Origin of the sequence: Vibrio sp. HB236076 (genome assembly GCF_040957575.1) — a bacterium.
In the GTDB taxonomy this organism is placed as follows: domain Bacteria; phylum Pseudomonadota; class Gammaproteobacteria; order Enterobacterales; family Vibrionaceae; genus Vibrio.
Genome location: NZ_CP162601.1, coordinates 1052971 through 1070292, shown reverse-complemented (window position 1 = coordinate 1070292; position 17322 = coordinate 1052971). Strand labels below are relative to the sequence as shown.

The 17322-nt window shown below is 46.4% G+C and carries 20 protein-coding genes; all 20 read right to left on the bottom strand.

Going from position 1 to position 17322, the window contains the following annotated elements:
* Nucleotides 1-37: 37 nt before the first annotated feature.
* Entirely contained in the window at nucleotides 38-910 is an 873-nt protein-coding gene (locus tag AB0763_RS04785; RefSeq protein WP_306101381.1) for a hypothetical protein, read from the bottom strand.
* The gene (locus AB0763_RS04780; protein ID WP_306101382.1) at nucleotides 910-1401 is read right to left on the bottom strand and encodes a cytochrome c-type biogenesis protein; all 492 of its coding nucleotides are present in this window, start codon (nucleotides 1399-1401) and stop codon (nucleotides 910-912) included. The genes AB0763_RS04785 and AB0763_RS04780 overlap by 1 nt, the downstream gene beginning before the upstream one ends.
* On the bottom strand, nucleotides 1398-1949 hold the full coding sequence (locus AB0763_RS04775; RefSeq protein ID WP_306101383.1) for a DsbE family thiol:disulfide interchange protein: 552 nt from the start codon (nucleotides 1947-1949) through the stop codon (nucleotides 1398-1400). The genes AB0763_RS04780 and AB0763_RS04775 overlap by 4 nt, the downstream gene beginning before the upstream one ends.
* A complete protein-coding gene (locus tag AB0763_RS04770; RefSeq protein WP_306101547.1) occupies nucleotides 1946-3901 on the bottom strand; it encodes a heme lyase CcmF/NrfE family subunit in 1956 nt (651 codons plus the stop codon). The genes AB0763_RS04775 and AB0763_RS04770 overlap by 4 nt, the downstream gene beginning before the upstream one ends.
* Nucleotides 3902-3903: 2 nt before the next feature.
* A complete protein-coding gene (gene ccmE / locus AB0763_RS04765) occupies nucleotides 3904-4401 on the bottom strand; it encodes a cytochrome c maturation protein CcmE (RefSeq protein ID WP_306101384.1) in 498 nt (165 codons plus the stop codon).
* Nucleotides 4402-4412: 11 nt separating this feature from the next.
* Nucleotides 4413-4586 carry a heme exporter protein CcmD gene (ccmD, locus tag AB0763_RS04760; protein WP_368643860.1) on the bottom strand — a complete coding sequence of 58 codons (174 nt, stop codon included), beginning with the start codon at nucleotides 4584-4586 and terminating at the stop codon, nucleotides 4413-4415.
* Nucleotides 4586-5323, bottom strand: a complete 738-nt coding sequence (locus AB0763_RS04755) for a heme ABC transporter permease (RefSeq protein WP_306101386.1) — start codon at nucleotides 5321-5323, stop codon at nucleotides 4586-4588. The genes ccmD and AB0763_RS04755 overlap by 1 nt, the downstream gene beginning before the upstream one ends.
* Nucleotides 5324-5333: 10 nt before the next feature.
* The gene (locus tag AB0763_RS04750; RefSeq protein WP_306101387.1) at nucleotides 5334-6005 is read right to left on the bottom strand and encodes a heme exporter protein CcmB; all 672 of its coding nucleotides are present in this window, start codon (nucleotides 6003-6005) and stop codon (nucleotides 5334-5336) included.
* Complete coding sequence (gene ccmA, locus AB0763_RS04745; protein ID WP_306101388.1) at nucleotides 5995-6636, bottom strand: cytochrome c biogenesis heme-transporting ATPase CcmA; 642 nt, start codon at nucleotides 6634-6636, stop codon at nucleotides 5995-5997. The genes AB0763_RS04750 and ccmA overlap by 11 nt, the downstream gene beginning before the upstream one ends.
* Before the next feature lie 21 nt (nucleotides 6637-6657).
* On the bottom strand, nucleotides 6658-7146 hold the full coding sequence (locus AB0763_RS04740; RefSeq protein ID WP_306101389.1) for a DUF2802 domain-containing protein: 489 nt from the start codon (nucleotides 7144-7146) through the stop codon (nucleotides 6658-6660).
* The gene (locus AB0763_RS04735) at nucleotides 7146-7640 is read right to left on the bottom strand and encodes a chemotaxis protein CheW (RefSeq protein ID WP_306101390.1); all 495 of its coding nucleotides are present in this window, start codon (nucleotides 7638-7640) and stop codon (nucleotides 7146-7148) included. The genes AB0763_RS04740 and AB0763_RS04735 overlap by 1 nt, the downstream gene beginning before the upstream one ends.
* A gap of 36 nt (nucleotides 7641-7676) precedes the next feature.
* Nucleotides 7677-8843: a chemotaxis protein CheW gene (locus tag AB0763_RS04730; protein WP_306101391.1), complete on the bottom strand. Its 1167-nt coding sequence runs from the start codon at nucleotides 8841-8843 to the stop codon at nucleotides 7677-7679.
* A complete protein-coding gene (locus AB0763_RS04725) occupies nucleotides 8836-9612 on the bottom strand; it encodes a ParA family protein (RefSeq protein WP_306101392.1) in 777 nt (258 codons plus the stop codon). The genes AB0763_RS04730 and AB0763_RS04725 overlap by 8 nt, the downstream gene beginning before the upstream one ends.
* Before the next feature lie 11 nt (nucleotides 9613-9623).
* Nucleotides 9624-10781: a chemotaxis response regulator protein-glutamate methylesterase gene (locus AB0763_RS04720; RefSeq protein ID WP_306101393.1), complete on the bottom strand. Its 1158-nt coding sequence runs from the start codon at nucleotides 10779-10781 to the stop codon at nucleotides 9624-9626.
* 23 nt (nucleotides 10782-10804) lie between these two features.
* A complete protein-coding gene (locus AB0763_RS04715; RefSeq protein ID WP_306101394.1) occupies nucleotides 10805-12991 on the bottom strand; it encodes a chemotaxis protein CheA in 2187 nt (728 codons plus the stop codon).
* A 9-nt stretch (nucleotides 12992-13000) separates the two neighbouring features.
* Nucleotides 13001-13744, bottom strand: a complete 744-nt coding sequence (locus AB0763_RS04710; protein ID WP_306101548.1) for a protein phosphatase CheZ — start codon at nucleotides 13742-13744, stop codon at nucleotides 13001-13003.
* A 101-nt stretch (nucleotides 13745-13845) separates the two neighbouring features.
* Nucleotides 13846-14226, bottom strand: coding sequence for a chemotaxis response regulator CheY (gene cheY / locus AB0763_RS04705; protein WP_306101395.1), 381 nt, complete (start codon nucleotides 14224-14226; stop codon nucleotides 13846-13848).
* A gap of 34 nt (nucleotides 14227-14260) precedes the next feature.
* Nucleotides 14261-14998 (bottom strand): RNA polymerase sigma factor FliA, encoded by a 738-nt coding sequence (locus AB0763_RS04700; RefSeq protein ID WP_306101396.1) that lies wholly within the window; start codon nucleotides 14996-14998, stop codon nucleotides 14261-14263.
* Nucleotides 14991-15878 carry a MinD/ParA family protein gene (locus AB0763_RS04695; RefSeq protein ID WP_306101397.1) on the bottom strand — a complete coding sequence of 296 codons (888 nt, stop codon included), beginning with the start codon at nucleotides 15876-15878 and terminating at the stop codon, nucleotides 14991-14993. Before AB0763_RS04695 ends, AB0763_RS04700 begins: the two co-directional genes overlap by 8 nt.
* Nucleotides 15879-15892: 14 nt before the next feature.
* Nucleotides 15893-17317, bottom strand: coding sequence for a flagellar biosynthesis protein FlhF (gene flhF, locus AB0763_RS04690; RefSeq protein ID WP_306101398.1), 1425 nt, complete (start codon nucleotides 17315-17317; stop codon nucleotides 15893-15895).
* Between the last annotated feature and the right edge of the window lie 5 nt (nucleotides 17318-17322).

The following is a 17322-nucleotide window of genomic DNA, read 5'->3' as shown; positions in this document are numbered from 1 at the left end:
TATGAATAAAACGCAACTTCTTACTGTTATCAAGACATTACTCCACGGCGGTCGACGCTTGCGTTTTTTGTAATGCAGATTGGATATATTGAGTCACTGGGTACTGAGGGATCTGTTTCGCCGCACCATTGGACTGGGCGATAGACCAAAAAGCAAGCGCGCTTTGGTAATGCGCTTGTTGATAAGCATCAACCCCTAAAAGGACAAAGACTTCCGGGTTTAATGGCGAATACTTGGCTTGTGAGAGTAATATTTGCCTCGCCGACTCTGAACCGCTGCCTGTCATGACCTTCACTTTAGCATATTGCAAAGCGAACGCTGGATTGTCTTTGTCTTGCTGATGAGCCCGTGTTGCCGCATTGATTGCATCTTCTCCTTGCCCTAGTTGCAGCGCCCATTCGGAGAGCGTTGCCCAGCCCGACGGTTGCTGTGGCTCTTTGGCCAATTTCGCACGCTGTTGCAAATAAAGCGTTACTAAGGTTTGCCGTGACAATACGGCGTCAGAAGGTATCGTGATCTCGCCAGACTCGAGTTGTTGTTGCCAATAGACCCTGTTGGACACATGGCCACTGAGCAAAGCGACCACAACCACCAGCGCGCAAAACGCCGACGCTGCCAGCCAGTAAGCTCGGCGGCCCTCTTGACGAGGGGGTTCGACGACACGAGAAAGCGGTTGAGCATCGCGTTCACCTTCTCCACTTTGGTCGATAAAATCCCGTTTAGCCTCTTGCTCTAATACTTGGCGATGAGCTTCATCGGACGCCTCAACGGCCATCTCATCCAGACGTTGAGCCACCACCAGACTGTTGAGCTGATTGCGACTTATTTCAGTTCGCCTTCCCCATTGAACTGGGATAAAAAACAATAAGGCGAGTAAAAAAAGCCCAAGGCCGATCGCCAGTAACACCATTATTGTCCCCCTTTGCGAGACGACTCATCGCACGTGTCAGTGGTCGACTGCGACATTTTTTTCTGAAAAGCCTGCTCTTGCGCCACTCCCCAGTCTGACTTAGGTTGCCGTTTGAACTGGCGTTGTCGGCGCACAATAAACACAAAACCGACCAAAAATGGCACCAGTGGTAATACCCAAAGCAGTAATGTTGCCCTGGTGACCGGTGGACGATAATCAATGAAAATACCGTATCGAGCAACCAAATATGCTTTGATCTCCGCTTTCGAATCGCCTTGCATTGTCAGTTGATAAACTTTAAGTCGCAAATCGCCTGCTAACTCGGCATTGGAATCCGCGATGCTGTTATTTTGGCATTTCGGGCAACGCAATTCGTGAATTAAGTCGTAATATTGCGCTTCTTGCTGCGGAGTATCAAACTCAAACGCATCGACGGCCGCCCAAGTAAAACACGACAGGAGCATGGCATATAAAATGATGATGGCTTTCACATGGATTCCCTTTGTGCACCGGCGAACCTGTCTTTAAATACCTTATCCCAGGTGCTTTGATTCATTTCACCAACCCATCGATACCGGATCACGCCTTGTTCGTCGATGTAAAATGTTTCTGGTGCACCGTACACACCAAGCTCTATGCCTAGCTCCCCCTTGGGATCATAAAGCGAGAGTTGGTAGGGATTGCCGTATTGATTGAGCCATTCCAAAGCCTGTTGACGCTGATCTTTATAGTTAATACCAATAATCGTCACGCCTTGCTGCTTTAATTGACCTAAAAACTGATGCTCAGCCAAACACGTTGGACACCATGTTGCCCACACGTTGAGTAAAAATGGTTGCCCAGACAATGCGTCGAGTCGATGGCGTTTGGACAAGTCCGATAAATCGTCACTCCATACCTGTGGTAAAGGCTGGCCAATTAGCGCCGAGTCTAATGCCGTCTCGGGACGGTCTTGAAGCGTATCGAGTTTTACAACAAATCCGACCATTAATAACAAAAAGACCATCAATGGCACAAACCAAAAAACACGTTTGTTCATCGCCTGACTCCTATGGGTTTTAAACGGTAGCGCTTATCGGCAACAGCGATTAATCCAGCCAAGGCCATTAAGATTGCCCCACCCCATATCCACGCAATTAAAGGTTTGTGATACAAACGTATGGCCCAGGTTTGGCCATCCTCAAGGGGCTCACCTAACGCAATATAGACATCCCCCCACAGCGAACGATACAGTCCCACTTCTGTCATCACTGTTTTGGCGACGCGATAATAGCGTTTTTCTGCCACAAGGGTATCTGCGATGGTTTGCTCTTTTCTGAGGGAAAAGCGCCCCACCAAGCTATCGTATCGCTTTGACGGGATCGACGACAAGCTATCAAAGGTCACTTGAAACCCAGCAATGACATAAGAGGCGCCACTTGGTGTCATCCTAACTTCTCGCTCTGTGCTGTAATGCTCGACAAAGGTAATGCCAATAATAGTGACTAAGAGTCCCAGATGCCCCAACTGCATGGCCCAATAACTGGCTTTGAGTTTCCTCAATCCTTTGAAAAAAGCGTGTCTTTGAGTCGCCTTAGTGTGGATATCGACCCCGTGTAAAATACACACCCATGCACAAAGTACCACGATCAACCAAACCAACCAATAAAACTCAAATGGACTCAACCACACGAACATCACACTGAGAGTGAAAGAGAACAAACCGGCCATAAGTAACTTGTGATAAAGCTGACCCGGTGGTTGCTGACGCCAGCGAATCAAAGGTGTCAGGCCAAGTACCAACATCAATGGCAGTGATAAAAGGGCGAACAATTGATTGTAAAAAGGAGCCCCGATACTGAGATCCCCCCAGCCGATTTGTTGATAGACCAGAGGAAAAAGCGTACCGACAAACACGATAACTAACGCCGTCATCAGCAACAGATTATTGAGCAGGAGGGCATTTTCTCGTGACAACACAGAAAAGTATGTCGATGAACGAATTGACTGGCCTCGCAGTGCAAACAGCAGTAAAGAGCCGCCAATCACTAAACACAGTAATGCGAGGATAAACAACCCTCGCTGTGGATCCGCGGCAAAGGAATGCACCGAGACCAAGACCCCGGAGCGGACTAGAAACGTCCCCAGTAAGCTCAAAGAAAAGGTCATGATCGCCAGCAATACGGTCCAAGCTTTGAATGTGGCTCGTTTTTCGGTGACCGCCAATGAGTGCAGTAAAGCCGTGCCCGCTAGCCAAGGCATGAGTGAGGCGTTTTCTACTGGGTCCCAAAACCACCATCCGCCCCAGCCTAATTCGGTGTACGCCCACCATGATCCTAAAGCGATCCCCAAAGTCAAACTCAGCCAAGCAAGCGTGGTCCAAGGCCGTGACCACCTTGCCCAAACTCCATCTAAATTACCTGAAATCAGAGCGCTGATAGCAAAAGCAAAAGACACCGAGAAGCCCACATACCCCATATAAAGTAGCGGCGGATGAAGAATTAAGCCCGGGTCTTGCAATAAGGGATTAAGATCCACGCCATCGACTGGGTAAGCGGGAAAAGTCCGTTCAAAGGGATTTGACGTGGCGATAATAAACAGCAAAAAGCCTGCGCATATCATCCCCATCACGGCTAACAAACGGGCGCTTTCCTGCTCGGGTAATTTTTGGCTCCATTTGGCGACCGCGGCAAGCCAGCCAGCCTGAATCCACACCCACAACAACAATGAGCCTTCATGCCCCCCCCACACTGCACTGAGTTTGTAATACCAAGGCAACAAGCGATTTGAATGACTGGCTACATACCTCAATGAGAAATCATCGTGATAAAACGCCCAACTTAGACTGAGGTAAGCCAACAAGGTGAACAAAAACACGGCAAAAGCCAGAGGACTGGCTAACTTTTGATACTCTGCACGCTGAGTCAGCGCGCCATACAAAGGGAATACACTCAATACCAAAGCCAAAGCTAAGGCCAAAACCAAGCACCACCAGCCGATATCAGCGCTCAAGGTCATGGTTTGACCTCACTGTTGCGTTTAAGAGAGGGCACCAGCGAGACTTCTGATTTGTCATCGCTTAACGGCAATACCGACACACCGGGAGGTTGGTAGTTTTCGTCATGTTTTGCCAACACCTGAGTCGCCAGCAGTGTTTTTGTTTCATCTAAGCGTCCTTCAGCGACGATGCCTTGTCCTTCACGAAAAAGGTCAGGTAAAATCCCCGTGTATTCAACCGCAACGTTATCACGGCCATTATTTGTCAGTAAAAAATGGACCGACAAACTTTTTGAGTCGCGTTTGACACTGCCTTTAACCACCACACCACCAAGGCGAATCACCTGATTAGCCTCGACTTGACGACCGTCACTTCGACCGTGAATAACTTGCTCTGGTGTATAAAACAAGTTGATATTTTGGCGCAGTGAATAGGTAATCAATGCCGCAGCGACAGACAGCACACACACCAAACTCAGCGCAACCATTAACCTTTGACGACGTCTTACGTTCATTGCCATTGACCTTACAGATTTTCGTTATTCTGGCGTTGCTGTCTTTTTTTGAGCAAAGCATGGTGGCGACAGTGCAAGCTAAAAACACAGCACAACATCGCGGTAACCGTGACGGACAAGCTGCCCCAAACATAAAAACCATAGCCGCCCATGGCAGCCCATTCGAAAAGGGATTGCAACATCATCACTCCTTATCCACCGTTTCTGTCAACCAGTGACGATGGCTTTCTAATTCGAGAATTGTGATCTGAAGCCGTTTCATCGCCATGGCGAGTACCCACAAGAAAAAGCCAAATAGTGTCAGTAACAATGGCCAAAGCATTGAAGAGTGAATGGAAGGAGCCGAGAACTTAAACAGAGAAGCGCCTTGATGTAGGGTGTTCCACCATACCACTGAGTAGTGAATAATGGGCAAATTCACCGAGCCAATCATGGCCAGTAACCCCGCCGCTTTCAAACCGGGTAATGGCTCATCAAACGCTTGATATAAAGCTATCACACCAAGGTACAAAAAAAGCAAAATCAACTCTGACGTTAATCTTGCATCCCAAACCCACCACGCCCCCCACATGGGTTTGCCCCACATTGAGCCGGTACACAAAGCGAGCACTGTCATTAATGCGCCTAAAGGAGCCAAGGCCCGCATCAAGTAGTGACATACTTTCCATTGCCAAACAAAAGCGATAAAGGCACACACTGCCATAGCAAAATACACCGCCATCGACAATATCGCCGTAGGCACATGCAAATAAATAATCCGAAAACTGTCACCTTGTTGATAGTCCGTCGGTGCCCAGGCTATTCCCCATGTTAACCCAATGAACAGGACCAAAGTGGAGACCCAGACCATTCGCTTGTAATAGCGCTGGCAAAAGAAATACAGTTGTTGAGGGTTAGCAGCCCAATGCAGTGACTTCCACATAAATTAACTTCTACTGTAAATTGATGGTTAATGCTTGTTTAGTGACAAATGGACAAAACACACACGTCAATAAGCTAAACGCGACCAATAAGGCCAAATAAGCCTGAACTCTAGGCATAAAGTGAGCACTTTCCATCATAGAAAGGGCAAACAGCAATACGGGCACTTGCAGTGGCAGACAAATCAAAGCCACCAAATAATTGCTTTTGGCTTTCGCTAAGGCCAAAGACTCAGCCATAGTACCAATAGCAGTGAGGGCCAAAACCCCAATTAAAAGCGACAGGGTTAACACGCCAAGAGCGTCCCATGGCAGGTCAAAAACGAGCTTAATGATTGGCATAAAAATCAATAATGGCAAGCAAGTCACTAGCCAATGAGAACACATTTTGGCCGCAATCATCGGGTAAATCCCCTTGGGTCGCATAAAATGTTGCAGTAAAACACCACTGGTCAAATCCGGTTTAAACACTTTATCAAACGACATTAACACCGAGAGCAACACACTTATCCACACCAAATGAGGCGCTAAGTTATGTAACGATTGCTGCTGATGTCCCATGGATAACCCCAACAAAGACAAGACCAGAAGAAAAAAGATCAGCGGGTGAACAATATCGGCCTTATTGCGCCAATGGTGGCGTAGCTCCCGACGCAGTAGTACGCAAAAGACATTAAATAACATAGTCAGACAACACCAATGGTCGTATGGGAAGGGGAAAAAGATCCGTCTCTTGGTGTGAGGTAAAAATAACCAAACCGCCCTGCATGGCAAACTGGCTTATTTGTTGGGTGATCAGAGTGATCCCCTCAGTATCAAGCGTATTAAACGGCTCATCTAATACCCAAACTCGCGCTGAGCTCAACCATAACTTTGCCAAAGCCACTCGCCGTTGCTGCCCTGACGACAGTCGACAAATCGGCTCATCGGCGACCTTGCTTAGCCCTACTTTAACTAACGCTTCAGACACTGAATGGGGGGCGGGTTTACCGACCTCATCACATAATTTGTTCATGTCAGCAAAAAAGCCAAGCTCTTCTCTTGGCGTAAAAACCGGATTGACACCATTGTCATGACCGATAAAAAGCCGTTGCGTAGCATAATGGCTATCAGGCGTATCGAACGGTTGACCAGAAAACAAAACGCGACCGTTATTGGCCGGTCTCATGCCGTTAATCACCTGTAATAATGTACTCTTACCGCAACCATTCGGGCCAATCACTTGCCAAATCTCTCCAGCAGAAAAATCGACGCTCAGAGCCGAGACGATCTTTTGTTGCCCACGACGAACGGTTACATTTTCTAGCGATAACACAATAACGAGAAGGCCTCAGTTTTAACGTTGTCGATCGACAGAGGAGCGTTGAGTTCGTGATGGCGACGAACTACGAGGTTTTTTTGAAGACTGGGCCGCCATTTTTTTTTGTAGTGAAAGCATCAATTCCGCTTCGGCTTTGGGCAATTCACACTCTTCAATAATTTCATTAATATCAGCACCAAGCTGAACCATCTTGTTCGCCCGACTGTACAAACGTCCGTCTTTATCGGCGTTTTCGATTTCCGCAATGCGCTCATTGAGCAATTGCAGTTCACTTTGCTGCTGATTGACTTTGTGACCGAGCCCAACCAATACCGAACGTAACTCGAGGATTTGTTTGTTTTGTTTTTGGTGCTCTTTTTCCACTTGACGCTGCTGCTGACGCTGGTGATCAGAGTTCAAGGCAAGCTTACGCGCAACGCGAACTAAAGCCAGCATCAACACAACACTCAATAATACACTAATGCCGGCGACTACAACCGGCAAAGACAACCAATCAAACGCCATTATAGGTGAGCCATTTCATCCCATTCTTCATCAGTAAGCAATTTATTTAGATCCACTAAAATAAGAAGCTTGCCTTCCCTGTTGCTCACACCTTGAATAAACTTAGAACTCTCATCGGTTCCCACACTCGGGGTCGTATCGATTTCAGAAGAACGCAAATAAACCACTTCAGCGACACTGTCTACTAAGATGCCTATCACCTGATGTTCTGACTCAATCACGATGATACGGGTGTTATCGGTCACTTCACCTTCAACTAAGCCAAATCGAGCACGGGTATCAATGACAGTAACCACATTGCCACGTAAATTGATAATCCCTAATACGTAATCTGGAGCCCCTGGTACCGGTGCAATTTCGGTATAACGCAATACCTCACGCACTTGCATTACATTGATACCATAGGTCTCTTCTTCGAGTTGAAAAGTCACCCATTGTAAGACTTCATCATTTGATTGGTCTTTTTTTACTTCTAATTCGTTAGTTTGAGACATTGTCAATCCTCATCGATGTCATTACTGATGACAAAATTAATTCAACGATTTTACATCAAGTCCAGCTTTTAGCATGGCAATTAATTCTTCTACATGAATTAAAGCACACATTTTTTCTTTTACCATTCCTGCAAGCCAAGGGCGCTTACCGGCTTGAGAGCGCCAATTGATTTGTTCGGTTTTGAGTAGCTCAGTACCCAAAAGTTGTGAGGCAGCTAACCCCCACATACTTTCCCCCAACATGACGATATACTGATAACCGTCTTTGTAGCTTTCATCTGCTAGCTTGTCTGCCATCACCCATTTGGCCGTATCGACCACATCGAGTTGTTGCGCTTTACTGGTTTGTAAGCCTAAGTACCACTTAGGTCGACCAATCAAGTGATTGAGTTCACCGAGCTGATGAATACCACCCAGTTCGTCTAAAGGGACGGCAAACGTCACTTGGTTCACCTCGAAATACAAGACCTGAAAGTCCGTGTCTCTTTGGGTACTTTGCCACTGTGATTGAGGCGCTGCATGTTGCATGCTTGATGCGTGCACATCGTGTTCAGTTTCAATTGTCGAAACAGATTCATTCGTCGGCTCGAAAGTAGACTCAGAGAAGGACGACTCGACAACCTGCTCGTCAATAACCACATCATGAGTATCAAGCGAATCTGTCTCCCAATCTTGTATCTCATCTAGAGCGGCGGCGGGGTCATCAATGTCATTGTCAGCCAAAGAAGCTGCAGTCGATACACTTTCTTGCCTTTCTAATTTAATTTCAACCGTATTTCTTTCAATCAGATCATCAATGTCCTCTAAACTAGAGTGGTTCATGACCTGCAATTGACCTAACAAACGCTCAACATCTTCAAGGTTTGGTACTAAATCAGACTCTCGCTGCGCATAACTGTCTGGCTGAACAAAGCTCGTCTTGGGTTGATACTGTAACGAGTCTTGATGCTCTAAAATGTCGACCTCAGGTGTGGGGACAACATCTTGTTTGGGCGACTCAACCTCTACTTGTTGTAAGGGTAACTCTTGCTCCGAGCCAACCGAACCAGTCTCATCTTCAATCTGAGCTGCGCCCTCTTCGTCATTTTGCTCAGCGTCGCCATCTCGCTTATCGAGCGCGTTCTCATTGCCCTCTGCCAACAAATCAGCAAAGTAATCATCTAATGCTTGTTCACCAGACAGTGGTTTACGTTGCTCATTCATCTAATGCTAACCTTTCAAGATAAGTGAGTAACTGTTTGTAAGCAAATACCCCGCGGCTACCGGACGCAAAGTGGGAAGCCGGTAGGCGCTTTAAACTCGCATCTCTAAATTTTGTATCAATGGGCACTGCAGAGTTCCAAACTTTGTCTGGATAATCCGCTTTCAATTGATTCAACGTTTGTAACGACGCTTTGGTTCGTTTGTCGTACATGGTAGGTACAATCGTAACCGCAAAGCCACTGCTGCGCGACTTTTGCATAATGTCTAAAGTACGGACCATTCGCTCTAGGCCTTTCATGGCCAAAAACTCCGTTTGCACCGGGATCAAAATACGATCGCTCGCTGCTAAGGCATTGACCATCATGACCCCTAAAATAGGCGGACAATCAATCAACACATAATCATAATCAACCGAAAGGGTCTGTAGTGCTTTTTTTAGCACTAATCCCATGCCACTGCGATTGCCTAATACGCGATCCAAAGTCGCCAGTGACATATGCGCCGGGATGATATCAATGCCCTCAATTTGAGTATCAATGACTAACTTTTTGATCGAATAATAATCAAAATCGCGAAATTGAAACAAATCAAATAAGCTTTTTTCAACCTGATCGGAGTCATAACCCAAGTACGTCGTCAATGAAGCATGAGGATCGGTATCCACCATCAAGACCCGCTTGCCCTTTAAACTCAACAAACCTGCTAGGGTGATCGTTGACGTGGTTTTACCAACCCCGCCTTTTTGATTCGCAACACTCCAAACTATCATTTAAGGTGCCCCTACGCCAAGCCGACTTCTAACAAGATCCTTGCTGCAATGTCATCTAAAGGGAGGTCTTCGCTCGAAATCCCCGCTTTAGCCACTGCTTGAGGCATACCATAAACCACACAGGACGCTTCATCTTGAGCCCAAACGGTAGAGCCGGCTGATTTGAGCATTCTTGAACCATCTCGGCCATCGGCCCCCATACCCGTTAAGATCATCGACAGTACTTTGTCCTGATAAATTTTCGCTGCCGAACCAAAGGTGACATCGACACAAGGCTTGTAATTCATTCGCTCCCCTCCATCGAGAATGCGAATACGCGCCGTACCAGCCCGCCCTTCTAGCATCATTTGCATTCCCCCAGGCGCTAAGTAGGCCACCCCTGGTTTGAGTAAATCACCATCTTGAGCTTCTTTCACACTGATTTTACACAGGCTATCTAACCGACTGGCAAAGGCAGAGGTAAAAGTGGCTGGCATGTGCTGAACCAATAAAATCGGATGCGGGTAATTCGCGGGCAGTGCGGTCAAGATTTTTTGCAATGCAACAGGCCCACCCGTAGATGTACCGATGGCTGTCAACTGGTATTTTTTTCCCGATGCTTTGTATTGTCTGGTGCTAACACGCGGCGTCAGCGGACGCGGCGCTCTCGTCGTGGTCGTATTGTCTAACCGTTCAAGCCCTCGCTCTTTCGGCTGAAAGCGCGAAGACACCGTCGACGTTCTACTACTCGAAGATGAAGGTTGAAACGTTGAGGCGCGGCGCATCATCGACTTTTTCGCGGCAATTTCTAATACCCGCTGTTGCAGCAACTTAACCGCTTCATCGCGATTTCTGGCAATGTCTTCGAATTTTTTCGGCAGAAAGTCTAATGCACCTGCATCTAGGGCGTCTAAGGTCGCTTTTGCTCCATCGTGAGTTAACGACGAAAACATTAAAATTGGCGTCGGTGATGCTGCCATAATGGCTTTAACCGCTGAAATGCCATCTAACACTGGCATTTCAATGTCCATGGTGATCACATCCGGCTTAAGCGATTTGGCTTTTTCGACCGCTTCTTTGCCATTTATTGCAACGTCAATCACTTGCAAACGTGGCTCGCTGTTAATAATTTCACTTACTCTACGGCGGAAAAAACTTGAGTCATCAACCACTAATACTTTTATGGCCATTATTATCCTTAATTTCTAACCTGTTATATTCTTGATGCGGCTGCGTATTGTTTTAATAAATCCGGAACATCGAGAATCAGTGCAATATGACCGTCACTGGTGATGGTGGCACCGGCCATACCTGGCGTTCCTTGCAGTAATTTATCAAGTGGTTTAATAACAACTTCTTCTTGACCAATGAGCGTATCAACCACAAAACCAATTCGCTGACTGCCAAGCTGCACAATCACTACGTGACCATGCCCAGAGCGAGCTTGCGTTTTTTCTGCTCGAGGTGCTAACCAGTTTTGCAAGTAAAACAAAGGAATAGACTTATCTCTGACAATAATCGTTAACTGACCGTCGACGACATTAGTGCGACTTAAGTCCAAATGGAAAATCTCATTGACCGACGCTAGCGGTAAAGCAAACGGATGATTTGCCACTCCCACCATCAATGTCGGTAAGATGGCCAGAGTTAAAGGCACCTTGATGGTAATCTTGGTTCCTTTACCCAGTTCCGAATCAATATCGATTAAACCATTTAACGTGTTGATGGCGGTTTTCACTACATCCATGCCAACACCACGGCCGGAAATATCAGAAATTTGCTCTTTACTTGAAAAACCAGGGGCAAAAATAAGATTAAAACACTCTTTGTCTGTCAGTCGCCCAGCAGCATCTTCATCCATCAAACCGCGCTTGACTGCGATAGAGCGCAATTTATCTGGATCCATACCGGCGCCATCATCGACAATCGCCAATTGAATATGATCGCCCTCTTGTGACGCAGAGAGCGTCACTTTACCGGTTTTTGATTTACCCGCTTTTACTCGAACGTCTGGCATCTCAATACCGTGGTCAACCGAGTTTCTGACCAAGTGAATCAAGGGATCGGCAAGCGCTTCAACGAGGTTTTTATCTAAGTCTGTCTCTTCACCTCGCATCTCTAAAACGATGTCTTTCTTCAAGCTTCGTGCCAGATCGCGGACTACACGTGGGAAACGGCCAAACACTTTCTTGATTGGCTGCATACGCGTTTTCATCACCGCGCCTTGCAAGTCCGCTGTCACCACATCAAGATTAGCAACCGCTTTAGACATTTCTTCATCGTTGCTGTTTAAACCTAAGCTCAATAAGCGATTTCGAACTAAGACCAACTCGCCAACCATATTCATGATTGTGTCTAAAGTGGAGGTATCAACACGCACTGTTGCATCCGCTTGTGGTTTTTTTACCGCCGCTGTTTTGGATTCTGAAGCTTTAGGCTCTGGGGCTTTTTTCACAACAGATTGGGTCTCGGCCGGCTTGGGCTTTACGCCAGCAGGCACGGGTTCTGCGGCTTTGGTTGCCATTTCGAGTTCTTCAATGGATGGGCCTTTACCCGCACCATGCAGCTCGTCCAACAGTTTTTCAAACTCCTCATCGGTCATGAGGTCACTGTTAACACTTTCACTGTCGATCGGCGCGGAAGCCGAAGGCGATAAAGACTTGGGCGCACTAGGCTCCTTGACCTCAGCCGATGGCGTTGTGCTCGTTGGGCTATTGCCGACACCGTGTAACTCATCGAGTAATTTTTCAAATTCATCATCGGTAATATCACCCGATTCAGAAACAGGGGCTGGGGCAGCGACTGCTGGCTCCGCGACGCGACCAGGCGCACTGCCTTTGCCATGAAGTTCATCGAGCAGACGTTCAAATTCGTCTTCTGAAATATCATCAATCGAATTGGCATCGATGTGGCTATCAGAGGGCGATGACGACGGCTCAGTCACGGAAACTGGCTCGTCAACGGCTGCTTTGGTCGATTCAGACGCTGCGGCTTCTATTTCGTCTTCGGTTTGCGGGTTACTTAAACGATGTAATTCAGCAAGTAAATCTGGCTCGGCGGCTTCTAGAGGCTCTCTTTCTTGTACCGCTTGGAATTGATTATTGATGGTATCTAACGCTTTGAGCATGGTATCCATCAAATTTGCAGTAACTTGGCGTTGACCATTGCGCAAAATGTCAAACACATTTTCTGCGCCGTGACAGGTATCGACGAGTTCAGTCAGTGACAAAAAGCCTGCACCGCCTTTAACGGTATGAAAACCGCGAAAAATCGCGTTTAATAAATCTTTATCTTCAGGGTTGTTTTCGAGCTCAACTAATTGCTCTGATAGCAGTTCAAGTATCTCACCTGCTTCTATTAAAAAGTCCTGAAGAATATCTTCATCTAAATCGTAGCTCATACGTTACCTTTAAAATCCAAGACTGGATAACAAATCATCAACCTCATCCTGAGAGGCAACTGCGTCTTCGCGCAATTCAGGATGCAGAATAGGTCCTTCACTCTTAATTGCATCTTTATCGATTTTTTTGGCCTCAGCAGGGCGTTGAGACTCGGCAGTCGCTTCTTCACCTTGACCACTAAAGAGCGTTAAAATATCAACCAAACGTCCTTCGACTTCATTAACCAAAGTGATCACTCGACGAATAATTTGGCCGGTGAGATCTTGAAAATCCTGCGCCATCAAAATCTCAGTCAGTTGATTTTTTAATTCCGAACTATTGCCTTCGACTTGAGAGAGCAAATCATCGATGTTGTGGCACAGGGTTTTAAACTCGGTGAGGTTAATTCGGCCATGCATCAACTCATTCCACTGTGGACGAACCTTTAACAAACCCTGGTGTAACGCATCGGCAATGGGTAAACATTCATCAACAGAATCCATGGTTTTATTGGCTGCCACTTCGGTCTTTTCAATCACATAATTGAGCCTTTCTCTTGCGTCAGGCATTTCATCTTGTGCAATTTCTGACAAACGATCTTCTAAATGAAAGTTTTGCAAAGAATCGTGCAATTGACGCGTCAACAACCCCACTTCGCGCAGTAATGACTCATCGGATTGTTTCACGAGAGAAGCGAGCAGTTGATTGGCCTCAACCTGCTTTCCCTCTTCGAGGAACGAAACTAAAGATTTTGCTTGCTCTAGTGAGATCATTGCCATAAAACCTTGTTAATTATTATATTAAGCGTTAACAACAACCGTAAAAATATCAAGTTACTTCCCTCTAAACAGTGAAGCTACTGACATTTTAACTGTTATAAGCGCTCAAAAATTTTATCGAGCTTTTCTTTTAACGTCGCGGCGGTAAATGGCTTAACAATATAACCATTGACCCCGGCTTGGGCCGCTTCAATAATTTGTTCTCGCTTCGCTTCCGCTGTAATCATCAATACAGGCAGGTGTTTCAATTCGGCATCTGCTCGAATATTTTTCAACAAGTCAATGCCTTGCATACCAGGCATATTCCAGTCAGTCACTACAAAATCAAAGTCGCCTTTTTTTAACATCGGCAAGGCCGTCAAACCATCATCGGCTTCTGCAGTATTGTTAAAACCCAAATCTCGTAATAAGTTTTTAACGATACGACGCATAGTTGAAAAATCATCAACAATAAGGATCTTTATGTTTTTATTCAAAATCGCCTCCACTGAAAGTTATTTATCAGTGTCATTATTTATTTTTTGTCCACTCACTGAGTTTAGTGCGCAAACGCTGCATTGACTGGCTTAGTATCTGACTAACGCGAGATTCACTCACTCCTAATACTGCACCGATTTCTTTTAAATTTAATTCTTCATCATAATAAAGTGATAGTATCACAGACTCGCGTTCTGGAAGTTGCTTAATTGCATCGACAAGTGCCATGCGAAACGATTCATCAGCCACATGCTTAAATGGATTATCCATAGCTTGGTCATCATCTACGCGACCGATGGTATCTTCCGCTACCCCCAAATCTTCAATTCCCACCAAACGTGAGCTGTTAATGTCCGATTGCATAGCATGCAATTGTGCGAGTGACATATCGAGATGCTGCGCAATTTCTGCGTCGCTTGGGTCGCGGTTTAGCTTCGCTTCTAATTCTGCAATGGCTTGGTTAATATCGCGATTGTTCTTGTGCACCGACCTAGGTACCCAATCTCCCTTGCGAATATCATCGAGCATTGCGCCTCGAATTCGAATTCCCGCGTAAGTTTCAAAACTGGCCCCTTTTGAGCCGTCATAGTTTTTGCGAGCTTCAATTAAGCCAATCATCCCCGCTTGTATTAAATCTTCTACCTGAACACTTGGTGGCAAGCGGCCGAGTAAATGATGAGCAATACGCTTAACAAGCACAGAATACTTTTCGATAAAATCTCGTTGTGATTGCGGGTTTACTGCTTGGCCGTATGTCAGCGCTTTATTCACCAAACGGCTCCTCTAAATACTCTTTACGTGAAACTAACCGTTCAACAAAAAATTCTAAATGGCCACTCGGGCTACTGGGGATCGGCCAAGTTAATGCCTTATTCGCCAGTGAATACATTGCCAAGGCCGCAGGAGAGCGAGGAAATGCATCCACGACAATTTTCTGTTTTTTAACTGCTTGTCTAACTTTATCATCTAATGGGATACATGCCACAAGCTCAAGACTAACATTTAAGAATCTCTCTGTGACCAAGGTCAATTTTGCAAACAATTCTCGACCCTCTCGGTAGCTCCTCACCATATTCGCCACAACCTTGAAGCGCTGAACCTGGTGTTCGCGACTGAGGAGCTTAATCAAAGCATAGGCATCGGTAATTGAGGTGGGTTCATCACATACCACCATGACCACATCTTGTGCTGCCCTGGCAAAACTGACCACCATATCGGAAATGCCCGCAGCGGTATCAACCAACAACACGTCCATCTCTTCTTCGAGACTGCCAAAGGCACGGATCAAGCCAACGTGTTGAGCATGAGAGAGTTCTGTCATGCTTTGTGTCCCGGATGTTGCCGGAATAATTCTGACGCCGTAAGGCCCTTCAACGATGGCGTCTTGCAGTTCACACTCTCCGGCGAGTACATGACCTAAATTGCGTTTCGCTCGAATGCCCAACATTACATCAACATTAGCCAGTCCCAAATCGGCATCGAGCACCATCACCTTTTTGCCCTGCTTGGCCATAGCAATGGCTAAACCCAAGGTTATATTTGATTTCCCAACCCCGCCTTTGCCTCCCGTCACAGTAATGACTTTAGTTAACGAAGGTTGAGTAAGACGGCGTAGGCCGCTAGCTTGATCTTGTATCATTTTATTTGTCATATCTACTCGCCGCCTCAAAGCCCTTCAACATCACTATTCCAGTAATGAGGCTCGTTTTCCGTTGAACGCTCCAACAGTTCATTTGCTTTTGCTACCATGTATTTAGGTTGAGCAAGCACAATGTCTTCTGGCACTCTTTGTCCGTTTGCAATATAGGCAATCGGTAATGCATTTTGTATGGTGACACTAATAAACTCACCCAAACTGAGCGACTCATCTAATTTGGTTAAAATACAGCCGGACAATGGGATACGCTTAAAGTGATCGATGGTTTCTTGCAGTACTTGTCGCTGCGCTGTGGCAGGCAACACCAAATAACTGTAAATGGTTTCACCGCTATCTTGCATCAAGGTATCGAGCTGTTCGGACAAACGCACATCTCTTTGCCCCATACCTGCGGTATCGACTAAGACTAAACGACGATTTCTCAACTGATAGATAACATCGGCTAACTCATTAGAATCTTTAGCAACTTTTACCGGACAGCCCATAATTCTGCCATAGATAGCCAGCTGCTCATGGGCACCGATGCGATAGGTATCGGTGGTGACAAGCGCAACGTTATCCGCGCCGTATTCCATTGCCGCGCGGGCAGCGAGCTTGGCAATGGACGTCGTTTTACCCACCCCAGTTGGGCCGAGTAAAGCCACGACACCACCTCGTTTTAAAATGTCTTGTTTGGTGACGTGAATCTGATCGGCAACTAAAGAGAGCAATGCTTTCCAGGCTTTTGCCGGCTTGGTGTCTTCAGGAATGTAACACGCCAGTTGGTCTGCGAGATCAGACGACAAGCCCATTCGTTCTAAACGTTTGATCAACATGGCTCTTAAAGGCTCTCTGCGTTCCACTTCTTGCCACATCAATCCAGACACCTGATGCTCTAATAAACGACGGATTGAATTCATGTCATCACGCAGCATTTCAAGGTGGTCATCATCGCCTTGATGAGAATCACGAGGCGGCGTATTTTGTCGTCTATCTTTAAGTGCTTGCGACACTCTACGGGCCGACTCGTGCAATGGTCGCTCTTCTTCTCGATATCGGCTTTGACGGTCGAGTAAAGCAGACAAACTGTCGTTTTGTGGGGAGCGCTGTTGACCGCTGTCCTCATCGCCTTGCCCAAACTGTTTGAGGATATTAGCAAACTTTTTCGACATCCCATGCCCCCCACCAAGGTTGACACGGTCTTCATCCAGAGCGCGAGACTCATTTTGAGTTGAAGCGTGCTCTTGTGAAAAATAACCTCGGCTTGCTTGAGCTGCGCGTTGCGTGGATTGCTCAAGTTTGTTGGCCACCTGATCACCATCAATCGCCGCAACAATTTCAACGCCGCCCGCCACTTTTTTATTTGACATGATCACCGCATCGACACCCAATTCGCTTTTGACTTGCTTGAGTGCTGACTTCATATCTTTGGCAAAAAATCGTTTTATCTTCAAATCTA